Origin of the sequence: Mycolicibacterium sp. TUM20985 (genome assembly GCF_030295745.1) — a bacterium.
Taxonomy (GTDB): Bacteria; Actinomycetota; Actinomycetes; order Mycobacteriales; family Mycobacteriaceae; genus Mycobacterium.
Window position 1 is genome coordinate 5,198,424 of sequence record NZ_AP027291.1, and the last position, 16,716, is coordinate 5,215,139.

General features: G+C 69.3%; 15 protein-coding genes. 8 read left to right on the plus strand and 7 right to left on the minus strand.

Features of this window, described 5'->3' with window-relative positions; genetic code table 11:
- Positions 1-17 precede the first annotated feature (17 nt).
- From QUE68_RS25450 to QUE68_RS25460, 3 genes are all read right to left on the minus strand, one after another.
- The gene (locus tag QUE68_RS25450) at positions 18-890 is read right to left on the minus strand and encodes a hypothetical protein (RefSeq protein WP_284234918.1); all 873 of its coding nucleotides are present in this window, start codon (positions 888-890) and stop codon (positions 18-20) included.
- Between the two features lie 277 nt (positions 891-1,167).
- Positions 1,168-2,793: a chaperonin GroEL gene (gene groL / locus QUE68_RS25455; RefSeq protein WP_284229249.1), complete on the minus strand. Its 1,626-nt coding sequence runs from the start codon at positions 2,791-2,793 to the stop codon at positions 1,168-1,170.
- Positions 2,794-2,989: 196 nt separating this feature from the next.
- Entirely contained in the window at positions 2,990-3,553 is a 564-nt protein-coding gene (locus QUE68_RS25460; RefSeq protein WP_284229251.1) for a TetR/AcrR family transcriptional regulator, read from the minus strand.
- A gap of 97 nt (positions 3,554-3,650) precedes the next feature.
- Between QUE68_RS25460 and QUE68_RS25465 the strand changes: the two genes are divergently transcribed.
- Positions 3,651-4,541: an SDR family NAD(P)-dependent oxidoreductase gene (locus QUE68_RS25465; protein ID WP_286274613.1), complete on the plus strand. Its 891-nt coding sequence runs from the start codon at positions 3,651-3,653 to the stop codon at positions 4,539-4,541.
- Positions 4,542-4,560: 19 nt separating this feature from the next.
- The gene (locus tag QUE68_RS25470) at positions 4,561-5,058 is read left to right on the plus strand and encodes a cupin domain-containing protein (protein WP_286274614.1); all 498 of its coding nucleotides are present in this window, start codon (positions 4,561-4,563) and stop codon (positions 5,056-5,058) included.
- Here the strand turns inward: QUE68_RS25470 and QUE68_RS25475 are convergent.
- On the minus strand, positions 5,043-7,559 hold the full coding sequence (locus QUE68_RS25475) for an excinuclease ABC subunit UvrA (RefSeq protein ID WP_286274615.1): 2,517 nt from the start codon (positions 7,557-7,559) through the stop codon (positions 5,043-5,045). The two genes, QUE68_RS25470 and QUE68_RS25475, sit on opposite strands and share 16 nt — an antisense overlap.
- Before the next feature lie 162 nt (positions 7,560-7,721).
- On the opposite strand from QUE68_RS25475, the gene QUE68_RS25480 reads away from it, so the two are divergent.
- On the plus strand, positions 7,722-9,416 hold the full coding sequence (locus QUE68_RS25480) for a DEAD/DEAH box helicase (RefSeq protein ID WP_284234915.1): 1,695 nt from the start codon (positions 7,722-7,724) through the stop codon (positions 9,414-9,416).
- 9 nt (positions 9,417-9,425) lie between these two features.
- Positions 9,426-10,154, plus strand: coding sequence for a Type 1 glutamine amidotransferase-like domain-containing protein (locus QUE68_RS25485; RefSeq protein ID WP_286274616.1), 729 nt, complete (start codon positions 9,426-9,428; stop codon positions 10,152-10,154).
- A 7-nt stretch (positions 10,155-10,161) separates the two neighbouring features.
- Here the strand turns inward: QUE68_RS25485 and QUE68_RS25490 are convergent, their stop codons facing one another.
- Genes QUE68_RS25490 through QUE68_RS25500 form a run of 3 tightly spaced genes read right to left on the minus strand, consistent with a single transcriptional unit; the run spans position 10,162 to position 13,005 of the window.
- On the minus strand, positions 10,162-10,974 hold the full coding sequence (locus tag QUE68_RS25490) for an HAD-IIA family hydrolase (protein WP_286274617.1): 813 nt from the start codon (positions 10,972-10,974) through the stop codon (positions 10,162-10,164).
- 10 nt (positions 10,975-10,984) lie between these two features.
- Positions 10,985-12,445: a PH domain-containing protein gene (locus tag QUE68_RS25495; protein ID WP_286275944.1), complete on the minus strand. Its 1,461-nt coding sequence runs from the start codon at positions 12,443-12,445 to the stop codon at positions 10,985-10,987.
- A 38-nt stretch (positions 12,446-12,483) separates the two neighbouring features.
- A complete protein-coding gene (locus QUE68_RS25500) occupies positions 12,484-13,005 on the minus strand; it encodes a PH domain-containing protein (protein ID WP_284229264.1) in 522 nt (173 codons plus the stop codon).
- Here QUE68_RS25500 and QUE68_RS25505 point away from each other — a divergent pair.
- From QUE68_RS25505 to QUE68_RS25520, 4 genes are read left to right on the plus strand one after another with little or no spacing between them, the layout of a single operon-like run.
- Positions 13,004-13,927 carry an SDR family NAD(P)-dependent oxidoreductase gene (locus tag QUE68_RS25505; RefSeq protein WP_286274618.1) on the plus strand — a complete coding sequence of 308 codons (924 nt, stop codon included), beginning with the start codon at positions 13,004-13,006 and terminating at the stop codon, positions 13,925-13,927. The genes QUE68_RS25500 and QUE68_RS25505 overlap by 2 nt on opposite strands.
- Positions 13,924-15,114: a molybdopterin molybdotransferase MoeA gene (gene moeA / locus QUE68_RS25510; protein ID WP_286274619.1), complete on the plus strand. Its 1,191-nt coding sequence runs from the start codon at positions 13,924-13,926 to the stop codon at positions 15,112-15,114. The genes QUE68_RS25505 and moeA overlap by 4 nt, the downstream gene beginning before the upstream one ends.
- Positions 15,115-15,146: 32 nt before the next feature.
- Positions 15,147-15,860, plus strand: a complete 714-nt coding sequence (locus QUE68_RS25515; protein WP_284234909.1) for a phosphatidylserine decarboxylase — start codon at positions 15,147-15,149, stop codon at positions 15,858-15,860.
- A complete protein-coding gene (locus QUE68_RS25520) occupies positions 15,857-16,714 on the plus strand; it encodes a CDP-alcohol phosphatidyltransferase family protein (RefSeq protein WP_286274620.1) in 858 nt (285 codons plus the stop codon). Before QUE68_RS25515 ends, QUE68_RS25520 begins: the two co-directional genes overlap by 4 nt.
- The last annotated feature ends 2 nt before the right edge of the window (positions 16,715-16,716 follow it).

The window sequence follows — 16,716 nt, forward strand, 5'->3', positions numbered from 1 at the left end:
CGGATGGAACCGCACGCTCACCAAGTCTTCGGGCAGCCGCGTGAGATCAATGCGGCGCCAACCCGGTCGAGGAAGAATCGCGGACTATTGAACAGGATTCCACTGGTCAGCCGCTCGGCGATCCACCCGAGGTCGGGTAGCTTCGCGTACCGGTGGATGTCCCGCGACCGCTGCTTCGCATCGCTCCAGTGGTGGGCGCCTTCGAACTCCACCCCGACGAGATAATCCGGCCATCCCATGTCGAGGCGAGCGAACATGCAACCCAGCTCATCGTAAACCACGATCTGCGTCTGAATCGGCGGAAAACCGTTCTCTATCAACAACAATCGGGTGAGGGATTCGTACGGCGACTCCGCGCCACCGTCGACGAGCGCCAGCGTCGACCGCAGCTGACGCAGACCACGTACGCCGGGGTGTCGGGCGATGACGGCCTCGACCGCTTCGACGGTCACGCCCGTGGCGTTCATCAACGCGTCGATGCGCTGCACCCCGTCAGCCAACGGGAGTCGGCGGCCGAGGTCGAACGCCGTTCGCGCAGGTGCGGTTGCGGGCATGCCAGCGACGGTTCGCGTTTCGCCGGCCAGCAAGGCGTCGGTGTGAACGACGATGCCCGGCGGCGGCCTCCGGTTGGCGTGGATGAGCTCGACTGGCGCCTCCGGTTCCACCCATCGCGCTCCGAGCATCGCCGACGCGGACAGTCCTGCGAGCACGCCAACGCGGCCCGACCACAGCCACGCCGCGCGGGCGCGATCGCACACGGACAATTCGATGCCACGCGGCACCCAGACGCCTGGATGCACGCCGTGGTTGAAGCGGCGCAACTCGCGGAAGGTGAGCGCGCCAGCGTCGAGCGCCTCGGACGCCCGGAACGGCCAATCAATCGACTCCATGGCCGCAGACTCGCAACCGGGACCGACGAATCGCCGCCTCGGAGCTCAGTTGTCCACAGGACACCGCCGCGAATGTGCGAAACGATGCGCGCCGTCCGGCGAGTTGCGGATGACATCGCACAGTCACGCAGCGGGCGGGCCGTCGATTGTGCACTTTCATCCGCCGTTAGCGGCGCGCCGCGTACGAAACCGCACGATCGGCGGGGCGGGATCGGCTGGGGATGACGAAGGGCCCGGGTGCGCGCTGCGCACCCGGGCCCTCTCGTAGTAGCTGGACTTAGAAGTCCATACCGCCCATGCCACCGGTCGGGTCGCCCGCGGGTGCGGACGCCTTCTCCGGCTTGTCGGCGACGACGGCCTCGGTGGTGAGGAACAGCGCCGCGATCGAGGCTGCGTTCTGCAGCGCCGAGCGCGTCACCTTGACCGGGTCGGCGACGCCGGCCTTCAGCAGGTCCTCGTACACGTTGGTCGCAGCGTTCAGGCCGTGACCCGCAGGCAGGTTGGTCACCTTCTCGGCGACGACACCCGGCTCCAGACCACCGTTGAAGGCGATCTGCTTCAGCGGAGCCGACAGCGCCACGCGGACGATGTTGGCGCCCGTGGCCTCGTCACCCTCGAGCTTCAGCTCGTCCAGCGACGGGGCCGCCTGCAGCAGTGCCACGCCGCCACCGGCGACGATGCCCTCTTCGACAGCGGCCTTGGCGTTGCGGACCGCGTCTTCGATGCGGTGCTTGCGCTCCTTGAGCTCCACCTCGGTGGCAGCTCCGGCCTTGATCACCGCAACACCGCCGGCCAGCTTGGCCAGGCGCTCCTGCAGCTTCTCGCGGTCGTAGTCGGAGTCGCTGTTCTCGATCTCGGCACGGATCTGTGAGACCCGGCCTGCGATCGCGTCGGCATCGCCGGCGCCACCGACGAGGGTGGTCTCGTCCTTGGTGATGACGACCTTGTCGGCCTTGCCCAGCAGCGCGACGTCGGCGGTCTCGAGCGACAGTCCGACCTCTTCGCTGATGACCTGACCACCGGTGAGGATGGCGATGTCCTGCAGCATGGCCTTGCGGCGGTCACCGAAGCCAGGCGCCTTGACGGCGACGGACTTGAAGGTGCCACGGATCTTGTTGACCACCAGGGTGGAGAGGGCTTCGCCCTCGACGTCCTCGGCGATGATCAGCAGCGGCTTGCCGGACTGGATGATCTTCTCCAGCAGGGGCAGCAGATCCTTGACGGTCGAGACCTTGGAGCTGACCAGGAGGATGTAGGGCTCCTCGAGGACGGCTTCCTGGCGCTCGGCGTCGGTCACGAAGTAACCCGAGATGTAGCCCTTGTCGAACCGCATGCCCTCGGTGAGCTCGAGCTGCAGGCCGAAGGTGTTGGACTCCTCGACGGTGATGACACCCTCGTTGCCGACCTTGTCCATGGCCTCGGCGATCAGATCGCCGATGGACTGGTCGCCGGCGGAGATGCCTGCGGTGGCAGCGATCTGCTCCTTGGTCTCGATCGCCTTGGCCGAAGCCAGCAGGGTCTCGGTGACCTTCTCGACGGCCTTCTCGATGCCGCGCTTCAGACCAAGCGGGTTGGCGCCGGCGGCCACGTTGCGCAGACCCTCGCGCACGAGCGCCTGAGCCAGCACGGTGGCGGTGGTGGTGCCGTCGCCGGCGACGTCGTCAGTCTTCTTGGCGACTTCCTTGACCAGCTCTGCGCCGATCTTCTCGTACGGGTCCTCCAGCTCGATCTCCTTGGCGATGGAAACACCATCGTTGGTGATCGTGGGGGCGCCCCACTTCTTCTCCAGGACGACGTTGCGGCCCTTGGGGCCCAGCGTCACCTTTACCGCGTCAGCGAGGGCATTGAGGCCCCGCTCGAGGCCGCGACGGGCCTCTTCGTCATACGCAATTGTCTTGGCCATTGCGAAGTGTTCCTCCGGATTGGGGATGGCACGTTTTTGGTCGGGAGCAGTGCCCGCGACGGACGACTGGAGTGTGCGACCGCAGTTGCGGCCCCAGTCTCACCGTCCCGACCTAGCACTCACCGATCGCGAGTGCCAACGTCATTTTTAGCACTCGACCTAGGCGAGTGCAAGGTCACGGGCCGTCGACGCACCGCTATGACGACACCCGCAGACCTGCCTCGATCACCTCAGTCACCTTGCCGGTGACCTGTTCGCCGTAGGTCTGCGTCGCCTTGCAGACGACCAGAAGTGCCTTCACCTCCGCCACCCCGACGTCTCGGCGCGCGGTACCCGCTCGCTGCGCCGCCGCCAGCAGATCGCCCACCAACTCGAGGAAGGCCGCCTCGGCTCCCGGCGCCGCGACGTCGACGTCCATGCCATAGCCGGCCAGCGCCTCGACCAAACCGTGGTCGGTGGCGCTCGTCGTCACCATCTCGCGAAGGAAGTCGAACAGCGCCTCGCCGGGCCCGGCGGCATCGAGCAGCGCGCGACCGTTGGCGACGATGGTCTGCACCCGGTCCTCGATGACGGCGGCGAACAGCGCCTCCTTGGTCGGGAAGTGCCGATAGACCGTGCCCGCTCCGACTCCCGCGCGACGGGCGATCTCGTCGATGGGCACGGCGAGGCCGTCGGAGGCGAACGCGTCGTAGGCCACTTCGAGCACCCGCGCCCGATTGCGGGCAGCGTCGGCTCGCATCGGACGAACCGGTTCGGACACGTCTCCCTTTCGGTTGACAAAGCGGGGCGCGCGTTCCGTATAGTCGAAGACAACCGGAGTGGGCGTTCCGCTTCGATGATACCCAGGAGGCTCACCCATGACGTGGACTACCGCGAACATCCCCGACCAGACCGATCGCATTGCAGTCATCACCGGCGCCAACACCGGCCTTGGCTACGAGACTGCCGCCGCCCTCGCCGGCAAGGGCGCCCACGTCGTGCTCGCCGTCCGCAACCTCGACAAGGGCAAGGCCGCCGCCGACCTGATCGCCAGGCGGTATCCCGGTGCGGAGGTGTCACTGCAGGAACTCGACCTCACGTCGTTGGACTCCATCCGGGAAGCGTCCGACCAGCTCCACTCCACCCACGACAAGATCGACCTGCTCGTCAACAACGCCGGTGTGATGACGACGCCGAAGGGGACCACGAAGGACGGCTTCGAGCTTCAGTTCGGCACCAACCACCTCGGCCACTTCGCCTTCACCGGACGACTCGCGGACCTGCTCCTCGGCGCGCCGGGCTCACGGGTGGTGACCGTCAGCAGCATGGGTCATCGCTTCAGCGGAATCCGGTTCGACGATCTGCAGTCGGAGCGCAGCTACAACCGGTTGACCGCCTACGGCCAGTCCAAGCTCGCCAACCTGCTATTCACCTACGAGCTGCAGCGCAGGCTGGCCGACCGGGACACGATCGCGGTGGCCGCCCATCCCGGCGGCTCGGCCTCCGAACTGGATCGCCACCTACCGGGGCCGCTCAAAGTGGCCTTCCGGCCGCTGGAACAGAGCACCGAGATGGGCGCGTTGCCGACGCTGCGCGCAGCCACCGACCCTGGCGTCGTCGGCGGGCAGTACTACGGCCCCGGCGGTTTCATGGAGATGCGCGGCTACCCCAAGGTGGTCTCGTCGAACGGCCGCTCCCATGACACTGCCGTTCAACGCCGACTATGGGCGGTCTCCGAGGAGCTCACCGGGGTGGTGTTCCCGGCCTGAGGCGTAGCAGACTGGCTCCGTGTCACTCATCGTGCCGCCCTACCCGCCAGCTCGCTACACCGACGAGGCGCCGGAGGTGTCCGCGTCACTGCGACGCGGAGACCAGGCGCCGGACCACGACTCCTTCGGCCTGTTGCGCTACCACTATCTGGCCGACCAGAAGAAGGCCGACGGCGACTACGGGCTCTACCGCGTCGACCTCTCACCCAAGGCGGGCGGCCCGGGCCCGCACTACCACCGCGCCATGTCGGAGGCCTTCTTCGTGCTCTCCGGGCACATGAGGCTCTACGACGGGCGCGACTGGATCGACGGCCGCCAGAACGACTTCCTCTACGTGCCGCCGGGCGGCATCCACGGCTTCCGCAACGAGGCCGACGAACCCGCGTCCATCCTCATCCTGTTCGCGCCGGGGGCACCGCGGGAGCACTACTTCGAGGGCCTGGCGCACCTCCACGAGCTCACCGACGAGGAGCGCGCGGCCTGGTTCATCGCCAACGACAACTACTTCGTCGAGTAGTCCGGTAACCGCGCCGCCAGGTACGGCGCCGTTCGGCTACCGGTAGCCCGCGCCACGTCGGACGGCACACCCGCCGCCACCACGCGGCCGCCTGCGTCACCGGCACCTGGCCCGAGGTCGATCACCCAGTCCACGCCCGCCACCACGCGCATGTCGTGCTCGGCCACGACGACGGTGTTGCCCGCGTCGACCAGGCGGTGCAGCTGGCGGTCCAGCAGGTCGACGTCCGCGGGGTGCAGACCGGTCGTCGGCTCGTCGAGGATGTAGAGCGTGTGACCACGCCGGGGCCGCTGCAGTTCCGACGCCAGCTTGATGCGCTGCGCCTCTCCACCCGAGAGCTCGGTCGCGGGCTGCCCGAGCCGAAGGTAGCCCAGCCCGACCTCCTTCAGCGTGGTCAGGCTGCGTGCCGCGGCCGCGACGTCGCCGAAGAACTCCGACGCCTGATCGACCGTCATGGCCAGCACCTCGGCGATGGTGCGGTCGCGGTAACGCACCTCGAGGGTGGCGTCGTTGTAGCGGGCGCCGTGACACGTCGGGCAGGTGCCGTAGGTGCCCGGCAGGAACAGCAGTTCGACGGCGACGAAGCCCTCGCCCTGACACGTGGGACAGCGCCCCTCGGCGACGTTGAACGAGAACCGGCCCGCGGTCCAGCCCCGCTCCCGCGCGAGAGGCGTCGCCGCGAACACCTTCCGGACCGCGTCGAACAGACCCGTGTAGGTCGCCAGCGTAGAGCGCGGAGTGCGACCGATCGGCTTCTGGTCCACGGCCACCAGACGGTCGATGCACTCGACCCCGTCGGCCGTCACGCCGATGCTCGCGTCGTGGTCGAGGTCGGCGACCTCGGCGTCGGCATCCTCGGCGTCGGGCTCGAGTTCGGCGACCTCACCGCCGAGGTGACGCCGGACCACGTCGCCGAGCACCTTGTAGACCAACGTCGACTTTCCGGACCCGGACACACCGGTGATCGCGGTGTAGACACCCAGCGGGAGGTCGACGTCGAGGGCGCGCAGGTTGTGAAAGGTGATGCTGCGCAACGTCATCCAGCCCAAGGGCGGGCGCGGGTCCCTGGCCGAGGGCGCCACGTCGTCGAAGAGGTAGGACCTGGTGACCGACGCCGGCACGTCGGCCAGCCCCGCGACCGGACCGCTGTAGAGCACCTCACCGCCGAGTTCGCCCGCGCCGGGGCCGACGTCGACGATCCAGTCCGCCCGTCGCACCACGTCCATGTCGTGCTCGACGACGAACAGCGAGTTGCCCGCCCGCCGCAGCCGGTCGAGCACGTCGAGCAGTGGCTCCGCATCGGCCGGGTGCAGGCCCGCCGAGGGCTCGTCGAGGACGTAGAGGACGCCGAACAGGCCCGCTCTCAACTGGGTGGCCAACCGCAGGCGCTGCAGCTCGCCGGGTGACACCGTCGGGGTGCGGCGGTTCAGGGCCAGGTAGCCGAGGCCGAGGTCGATCAGCACGCCGATGCGGGCGACCAGGTCCGCGGCGATCATCGTGGCCACCTCGGTCAGCTCGCCCGACTCGGTGGACTCGTAGGCCACCTCGAACTCGGTGCGGGTCGCGGCGGGCCGGAGCACGTCGGCCAGTTCGGCCAGCGGCAGGGCCACCAACTCGGCGATGTTTGCACCCGCGAACGTGACGGCCAGGGCCTCCGGTCGCAGCCCGGAGCCGTCGCACACCGGGCAGTCGACACTGTCGACGAACTTCAGCACGCGACGCCGCATCATCGCGCTCTGCGAGTTGGCCAGGGTGTGGCGGACGTGACGCTCGGCGCTGGAGTACGTGCCGTTGTAGTAATAATCGGCGGTGACGGGGTGCTGGCTGGGATCGATCTCCACGGTCGGCTGCTCGTCGGTGAACAGGATCCAGTCCCGCGCCCGCTTGGTGAGCTTGCGCCACGGTTTGTCGATGTCGTAGCCGAGGGTGATGAGGATGTCGCGCAGATTCTGGCCCTGCCACGCGCCGGGCCACGCGGCGACCGCGCCCTCGCGGATCGTCAGCGACGGGTCGGGCACCAACGTGTCCTCGGTGACCCGGTGGATCCTGCCCAGGCCGTGGCACTCCGGGCAGGCGCCCACCGCGGTGTTCGGCGAGAAGGCGTCCGAATCGAGCCGCTCGGTGAAGCCCTTGGGAAACGTCCCCGCGCGGGAGAACAGCATCCGTAGGAGGTTGGACAGCGTGGTGACCGTGCCGACCGACGACCGCGACGACGCCGCGCCGCGCCGCTGCTGCAAGGCGACCGCGGGGGGCAGGCCGGTGATGTCGTCCACCTTCGGCGCGCCGGCGGGCAACAGCAACCGACGGGCGTAGGGCGCCACGGACTCGAAGTAGCGCAGCTGCGCCTCCGCATAGATGGTCCCGAACGCCAGCGACGACTTCCCCGAACCCGAGATCCCGGTGAACGCGACCAGCGCGTCGCGTGGGGCGGCGACGTCGACGGCCCGTAGATTGTGCACGCGCGAGCCGAGCACGCGGACGAACGCATCGTGCTGAGACATCCCGTCATTGTGCTCTCCGGTTACCCGACTGCCTGCCACCGAGCGACACGCCCAACGGGAGGACACGCGCGTGACATGGTCGGCGCCGGCGCGCCTCCGGCGAAAGTGCGAACGCGTAACCCCTTGCCCTAGACTGCCCTTCGATCAGTGAGGAGTCTTCGGGTGCAGGGTATTGCAGCGCCCAGCACCCAGGCGTTGCGGGGCTGGCAACGTCGGGCCATGGTGAAGTATCTCGCCGCCCGGCCGCGCGATTTTCTCGCCGTGGCGACCCCGGGCTCGGGCAAGACGACCTTTGCGCTGCGCATCGTCGGAGAGCTCTTGGCCGACGGCACCATCGAACGCGTGACGATCGTGGTCCCCACCGAGCACCTCAAGATTCAGTGGGCGAAGGCGGCCGCCGCGTTGGGCATCTCGCTGGATCCCAAGTTCAGCAACTCCAACGCCCAGAACTCCGACGAGTACCACGGTGTCGTCGTCACCTATGCGCAGGTGGCCAGTCACCCGGGGCGCCACCGGGTCCGCACCGAGAACCGCAAGACGCTGGTCGTATTCGACGAGATCCACCACGGCGGTGACGCCAAGACGTGGGGTGACGCCATCCGCGAGGCGTTCGGTGACGCGACCCGACGGCTGGCGCTGACCGGTACGCCGTTCCGCAGCGATGACAGTGCCATCCCGTTCGTCAACTACGAGCGCGGGCCCGACGGCCTGCAGCGTTCGACCGCCGACCACACCTACGGCTACGCCGAGGCCCTCGCCGACGGAGTGGTGCGACCCGTCGTCTTCCTGGCGTACTCGGGTGAGTCGCGCTGGCGCGACAGCGCGGGCGAGGAACACGCCGCCCGCCTCGGTGAACCGCTCAACGCCGAGCAGACCGCGCGCGCCTGGCGCACCGCGCTGAACCCGGCAGGCGAGTGGATGCCCGCCGTGATCGCCGCGGCCGACAAGCGGCTGCAGCAGAAGCGTCAGCACGTTCCCGATGCCGGCGGCATGATCATCGCGTCCGACCAGACCGCGGCCAGGGCGTACGCCAAACTGCTGACCACCATCACCGGCGAGGCGCCGACGGTGGTGCTGTCCGACGATCCGGGGTCCTCGGACCGCATCACCGCGTTCTCGCAGGGCACCAGCCGCTGGCTGGTCGCGGTGCGCATGGTGTCCGAGGGTGTCGACGTGCCGCGACTGGCGGTCGGCGTCTATGCCACCAGCGCGTCGACCCCGCTGTTCTTCGCCCAGGCGATCGGCCGCTACGTGCGCTCGCGCCGTCCCGGCGAGACGGCGAGCATCTTCCTGCCGTCGGTGCCCAACCTGTTGCAGCTGGCCAGTGAGATGGAGGCGCAGCGCAATCACGTGCTGGGCAAGCCGCATCGCGAATCGCAGGGCGATGAGTGGGACGAAGAATATGAAGAGAAGACGAAGTCCGAGCCCAATGACATGGACAACGGCTTCGAGATGCTCGGGGCCGACGCCGAATTGGATCAGGTGATCTTCGACGGCTCGTCGTTCGGCACGGCCACGCCCTCGGGCAGTGACGAGGAGGCCGACTACCTCGGCATTCCGGGACTCCTCGATTCGACCCAGATGCGAGACCTGTTGCGCCGCAGGCAGGAAGAACAACTGGACAAGCGGACGGCCGCCGGCGGCACGGTACCGGTCCGCAGCATGACGCATGGTCAGCTGCGCGATCTGCGCAAGGAATTGAACGCGCTGGTGACGCTCGCCCACCATCGCACCGGCAAGCCGCACGGCTGGATCCACAATGAGCTGCGCCGCATCTGCGGCGGACCGGTGGTCGCGGCGGCGAACTCCGACCAACTCGCCGCACGCATCGAGGCGGTCCGTGCACTTCGCGGCTAACGTCGACCGATGCCCACCGACGCGCCGACCATTCTGGCCACCAGTGGCGGCCTCCGCCATGGCGTGCGGACGCGGTGGGAGTTCAGCCCGCTCACCGAATTCGCCGTCGACCTGGCCGGGGTAACCGGTCGGGCGCCACGGATCTGCTTCCTCGCCACCGCCCAGGGGGACAATCCCGCGGTGCTGCACGACCTCTACGAGGCCGCCCGGCTGAAGGGATACGCGGCAAGCCATCTCTCGCTAGTGCCGATGCCGAACGTCGACGACGTCGAGGCCCACCTCCTCGACCACGATGTCATCTGGGTGTGTGGCGGCAGCGTCGCGGCGCTGCTGACGCTCTGGCGTCTCCACGGCGTCGACGACGCGATGCGCGCCGCATGGGCCGCGGGTGTCGTCCTGACCGGCGTCTCGGCCGGGTCCATCTGCTGGCACACCGGCGGGACGACCGACTCCTTCGGTCCCGACCTGCGGCCCGTCACCGATGGGCTGGCGCTCGTCCCATTCGCGAACGGCGTGCACTACGACTCCGAACCCCAACGTCGGCCGGTCTTCCGGAAACTGATCGCCGACCGGGCGCTGGACTCCGGGTATGCGACCGACGACGGGGCGGGCGTGCTCTATCGCGGCACCGCGTTCGTCGAGGCCGTCGCGGAGGCGGACGCGGCGGGCGCCCACCTCGTGACCGCCGACGGCCAGGGTGACGTCACCGAGACCCGCCTCGACACCCGGCGGCTGTGACGCCCGGCTACAGCCCGAGCAGGTCGGGGAGGTCGGCCACCGAGTCGATGACGTGCGCGGGCTGCATGGCGAATTCGTCTGCCGCCCAACGGTCCAACGTGTCCTGACGAAACTTGCCGGTACGCACCAGCACACCGGTCATGCCGACCACCTGGCCGGCCAGCACGTCGTTGTTGAGGTCGTCCCCCACGACGAACATCTCCTCGGGGTCGACGCCCAGCCTGCCCGCTGCGGCGACGAATCCCTCCGGTGCGGGCTTGCCGACGGCGGTGGCCTTGCGGCCGGAGGTCTGCTCCATCCCGATGAGGTACATGCCGGTGTCGATGCGCAGCCCCTCCGTGGTGTTCCAGGCCGTGCTGCGGTGCATCGCCACCACCGGAACGCCCTGGGCCATCCAGTCGTACACCCGGCTCAACGTGATGTGGTCGTATTCCGAGCCGGCCCCACCGAGCAGAATCACGTCGGGCATGTCGGGTGTGACGCCGACCACGTCCTGCGCGTAGACGATGTCGATGCCGGGCATGTCCTCGGCGATCTGCCCACTGTTGACCAGAAAGCATCTTGCGTCCGGATAGCGGCTCCGGACGTAGTCGGCCGTGAGCACGGCGGCGGTGATCACTTCGTCGGAGGTGACGTCCATACCGGCCTCGGTCAGCAGACCGGCGATCTGCGCCCGCGTCTTGGTCGTGGTGTTGGTGAGATAGGTCCTGGCAACCTGGTTGGCCGCCAGGACGCGCAACGTCTCGGCCGCGCCGGCGATCGGCTCCCACGACGTCACCAGGACACCATCGATGTCGAACAGCACTCCACCGATAGCCATGGTGCCGAGGTTAAACGGCCGGGGTCACGGCGCAACTTGGGCCCTGTACGTCGTGGGCCCAGGCGTTCTCCATCACCCACGGCGTCACGCTCGCGGCCACCGACCATGCGACCTCGGCGGGCAGGTCGAGCACCCGGTAGCCCTTGACCCCGGCCGCGGTCGCCGCGACGAGGGTCGCCACCCCGGCGCGGCGCTGCAGCAGGGTCTGGCGCACGGTCCAGCCGATGATGCCCGCCGCGGCGATGCAGTCGCGACGCCGGTCGACGCTCCCCGACCGCGCGACCAGCCAACCGTCGTCGACGCGATGTCCCAGCGCCCGCGACCGGTCGGCGGCGAGGAATGCCGCCGCCATCGTGACCAGACCGCATGCCGGCCACGCCCAGAGCGGTACCGGAACGACGAACGCCATCCCCGCCAAGGCAATGCCGAGCAGTGCGGGAAACGTCAGCGCCCGGCTCCAGCGCCTGCGGGTGGCGACGGCTCCGTGGCGGGTCAGCTCGCCGGTGACCACGTCGGGTCGGCCGGTCAGCTCGGTGAGCACGCCGTGCACGGTGGCCACCGGGCAGGGCGGCAGCAGCAGCGACGCCTCGCCGGACCCATCGACCCCGGTCATCACCGCGTCCAGCCGCGCGCCGCCGAACATGCGCACCAGAAGCGGCTGACGCACGGTGCCGCCGCGCAGGCGTCTCGTGTCGAAGGTGTGCTCGCGCGCCCGGAGCAGTCCGTGCTGGAGGTGGAGCACACCCGAGCCGCCGTCCTCGCGTCGGGAGAGCACGAGGTTGCCGTAGGTGACCAGCGACCGCACCACCGACAGCAGGACCGACGCCACCAGCACGACGACGGCGCCCACCGCGACGGTGACGACGACGCCGAACCGCTGCGCAGCGTCCAGCCCTTCTCTGGTGAGCTCCGAATCCTGGAGCGCCACAACGGCTCCCGTCTGATACACGAGACCGAAAGCTGCGGCGATCATGGCCAGACCGGTGAAGCTCAGCGGGCTGTAGCGCAACCAGGACGGCTGCCATCTGGCGATGACGCGATCCCGCCCCGAGTCCTCGACGTCCACCAGCATCGCGTCGGCGAGCAGGATCGCGCGCAGACCGGGCACCTCGGCGGACCGGACCGCATCGAGGGCGAACTCGGCGTCACCGCTGGCGCCCTGACCCGTGCCGACCTTCACCACGGTCAGGCCGAGCAGCCGGTGCAGTAGCCGGGCGTCCGTCGTCACCGAGCGAATCCTGTTGCGCGGCAAAGAAAGTACGGTGCGCTGGAACACACCCTCGCGCCGCTGCACCTGCTCGGCGTCGATGCGGTAGCTGGTCGTGAACCACCTCGCGATGCCCAGCACGACGAGGAGCACCACCGCCGCGACCGCCCACAGCCGGTTGCCGGTCGCCGATCCCAGCACCACCGAGCCGATCAGCAACGGCAACTGCCGCAGCAGCTCGTGCAGCGGATGAACGATCAACATCCGCGGACTCAGCCTGCGCCACTGCGCAATCGGCTCCGTCACGTCGCGTCCCGGTCTCCGATTTCCGCGACGTCGGTCAGTCGGGCGACGATGCGGTCGGCGACCTCGACGTCCAGCGCGACGATCCGCACCGCCCCCGCCGACGAGGCGGTCGTCACGGTGACGTCCGCCAGGCCGAACAGCCGGTCCAGCGGCCCACGGTGGGTGTCGACGGTCTGCACCCGCGAGATCGGCGCGATGCGGCGCTCCTGCACCAGCCAACCCGTCGTGGTGTAGACCGCGGGGGTCGCGGTGTCTAGCGAGACGTCCCAGCGGTGCACGCGGTAGCGCCACAACGGTGCCACCACCACGAACGTCACGACGCCCAGTACGGTCCCGACGGCCGCGGCGGCGTGCAGCCAGGTCGCCCGGGAGTCCAGCGCGAACCACACCACTTGCGCCGCCGACAGCACGGCCCACGGGATCGCCGCCGCGACCGCCCAGACCATCGGGGCCTTGCGGCTGGGCCGGTTCGCGGGGGCGGCGAGTGTCACCATCGCCTTGAGTATGGTCGTGCCCATGAGCACGAACACCAAGTGGACCGCTGCCGAGGTGCCCGATCAGACCGGTCGCGTGGCCATCGTGACGGGCTCCAACACGGGCCTCGGGTACGAGACCGCCCTTGTTCTGGCGACTCGCGGCGCGCGCGTCGTGCTCGCCGTGCGCGACACCGAGAAGGGCAACGCCGCGGCGGCCCGCCTGGTGGGCAAGGTGCCGCGGGCGGACGTCACCGTGCACGCTCTCGACGTGGGCTCACTGCAGTCCATCCGCACCGCGGCAGCCGAGCTCAAGAGCACCTATCCGCGCATCGATCTGCTGATCAACAACGCGGGTGTGATGTATCCGCCCAAGCAGCTGACCGCCGACGGATTCGAGCTGCAGTTCGGCACCAATCACCTCGGGGCGTTCGCACTGACGGGCCTGCTGCTGGAGAACATGCTGCAGGTGGAGGGGTCGCGCGTGGTCGCGGTCGCCAGCATCGCGCACCGCATCCAGGCCGCCATCCACTTCGACGACCTGCAGTGGGAGCGCGGCTATAACAGGGTCGCCGCCTACGGCCAGTCGAAGCTGTCGAACCTGCTGTTCACCTATGAACTGAACCGGCGCCTGGCAGCCAGAGATGAACCGACGATCGCCGTGGCCGCGCATCCGGGGATCTCCAACACCGAACTGATGCGCCACGTTCCCGGTTCCGGGCTGCCGGGTTTCAAGCAGGTGGCCGGGCTCGTCACGAACAGCGCCGAGATGGGTGCACTCGCGACGCTGCGGGCGGCGACCGACCCGAACGTTCGCGGCGGTCAGTACTACGGCCCCGACGGCGTCCGCGAGCTCCGCGGGCACCCGGAGTTGGTGGAGTCGAGCCAGCAGTCCCACGACCAGGACGTGCAAGGCCGGCTGTGGACCGTGTCCGAGGAACTCACCGGTGTCACCTACCCGGTATGAGGTCAGTCGAGGAACACCAGCGGATCGTCGCCGCGCTCATCACCCCGCGCCAACCGGTCGACGTCGCCATCGGTGATGCACTCGGCCTCGTCCTCGCCGCCGACCTCGTCGCACCGCTGTCGCTACCCGGGTTCGACAACTCGGCCATGGACGGCTACGCCGTATTCGCCGAGGACGTCATCGGTGCTTCGCCCGACAGTCCCGTGAGACTCGTTGTCGCCGAGGACATTCCAGCTGGCCGCACGGACCCCTTGGTGCTGGAGCCCGGAACCGCACACCGGATCATGACCGGGGCCCCCCTGCCCGCCGGGGCGACGGCGGTCATCCCGGTCGAGGCCACCGATGGTGCCACCGACACCGTCGCCATCATGGCGACCGCCACGCCCGGCCAACACTTCCGGCGTGCGGGCGAGGACGTCACCGCGGGCACCACGGTGCTGCAGGCGGGTCAGGTGCTCACCCCCGCGGCGCTCGGTCTGGCCGCAGCACTCGGCCTCGCTGAACTGAAAGTCGTTCCCCGCCAACGCGTTCTGGTGATGTCGACGGGTTCGGAGCTGGTCAGCCCCGGCACGCCGCTGCAACCCGGCCAGATCTACGAATCCAACGCCGTCATGCTCGCGGCCGCGGTCCGCGACGCGGGTGCCGACGTCGTGACGTCGTCGATGACCGAGGACGACGTCGACGTCTTCCGGGCCGAGCTGCAGACGCATGCGCGCGACGCAGACCTGATCATCACGACGGGTGGCGTCAGCGCGGGCGCGTACGAGGTGGTCAAGGACGCCTTTACCGGAGCCGGGGTCGACTTCGTGAAGGTCGCGATGCAACCGGGCATGCCGCAGGGCGCCGGGGTCGTCGACGGCACGCCGATCATCACCTTGCCGGGCAATCCCGTCAGTGCCCTCGTCTCGTTCGAGGTCTTCATCCGGTCATCCCTTCGGGCGGCGATGGGTCTGCCACGTCCCGAGCGCACGCGCCTCGTCGCGACGCTGCAGGACGACCTGACGTCACCGCGCGGCCGCCGTCAGTTCCGCCGCGGCGTGCTGACGGGAACCACGGTCACCAGTTTCGGGCCGCCCGCATCGCACCACCTGCGCTGGCTGGCGTCGGCGAACTGCCTGCTGGAGATCGACGAGGACGTCGTGGAGGTGTTGGCCGGCTCATCGGTCCGGGTATGGGACCTGACGTAAACGTCCCGACTCCCACGTAGGATCGACACCCCATGGCCAGACCCGCGCGACCCGCCGATGCCGCCAACGAGTCCGAGCTCGCACGTTTCGTCGAGCTGGTCCGTTCCACCGTTCCCCCCGTCCATCCCGCCGGCCTGCCGTTCATCGCGGGTGGGCTGGGTGTCGCCGCCGCCGGACGCAAGTACCGCTGGGTGCGCAACGCCGGCCTGACCGCCGCCGGTGCGTGCGCCCTGTTCTTCCGCCACCCGCCGCGGGTGGCCCCCACCAGGCCGGGCGTGGTGGTCGCGCCGGCCGACGGTCTCGTCACGCTGATCGAGAACGTCCGGCCCCCCGCCGAGCTCGGCATGCCCGACGCGCCCATGACGCGGGTCAGCATCTTTCTGTCGATCTTCGACGCCCACGTGCAGCGGGCGCCGGTCGCCGGCGAGGTGGTCACCGTCAAGTACCGCCCCGGTGAGTTCCGCTCGGCGGACAAGGACACCGCCAGCGAGGTCAACGAGTGCAACGCCGTGTGGTTCCGCACCGCCGACGGCGTCGACGTGGCGGCGGTCCAGATCGCCGGCCTGATCGCACGCCGCATCGTCTGCAGCGCCGGCGCCGGCGACAAGGTCGAGCTCGGTGAGACCTACGGTCTGATTCGGTTCGGCTCGCGGCTGGACACCTACTTTCCCGCAGACGCGAGGGTGCTCGTCGAGATCGGTCAGCGCGCCATCGGCGGCGAGACGGTCCTCGCGGAGTTGACGTGACCCGCGCCCAGGGCCAACCTGCCCGCGGGCTCCGCATCCTGCCCAGCGCGACGACGGTGCTGGCGATCTGCGCGGGTCTCACCTCCATCAAGTTCGCCCTCGACGAGAAGCCGTGGATCTCGCTGGCCCTGATCGGCGCGGCCGCGGTTCTCGACGGCATCGACGGCGGCATCGCCCGCGCGCTCAACGCCCAATCGCGGATGGGTGCCGAGATCGACTCCCTCGCCGACGCCGTCAACTTCGGCGTGGCGCCCGCACTGGTGATCTACGTGACCCTGCTCGAGCATTCCCAGGTCGGCTGGATCTTCGTGCTGCTGTACGCCGTGTGCGTCGTCCTGCGACTAGCCCGCTTCAACGCCCTGCTCGACGACGACACCCGGCCCGCCTACACCCGTGAGTTCTTCACGGGGATGCCCGCGCCGTGCGGTGCCATCGGGTCGATCGGGCCGCTGGTCGCCATGATGCAGTTCGGCCAGGGCTGGTGGACGTCGCCATGGTTCGTCTGCTTCTGGCTGGCCGCCAACGCGGCACTGCTCGTCAGTCGTGTGCCGACGCTGGCGTTGAAGGCGATCTCGGTACCGGAGAACGCCGCGCCGATCCTGCTCATCCTGGTGGCCGCGGCCGCCGCGGGGCTGCTGCTGTTCCCGTACATCCTGGTGCTCCTGATCATCGCCGGGTACCTGTGCGTCATCCCGTTCACCATTCGCAGCCAGCGCTGGGTGGCGGCACGACCGGAGGCGTGGGACGCCAAACCGCAGCAGCGCCGGGCGGTGCGCCGGGCGGCGCGGCGCGCGGAGCCCAACCGCCGGTCGATGGCCCGCCTCAGGCTGCGCAGACCGGGTCCCCGGGGGTAGCG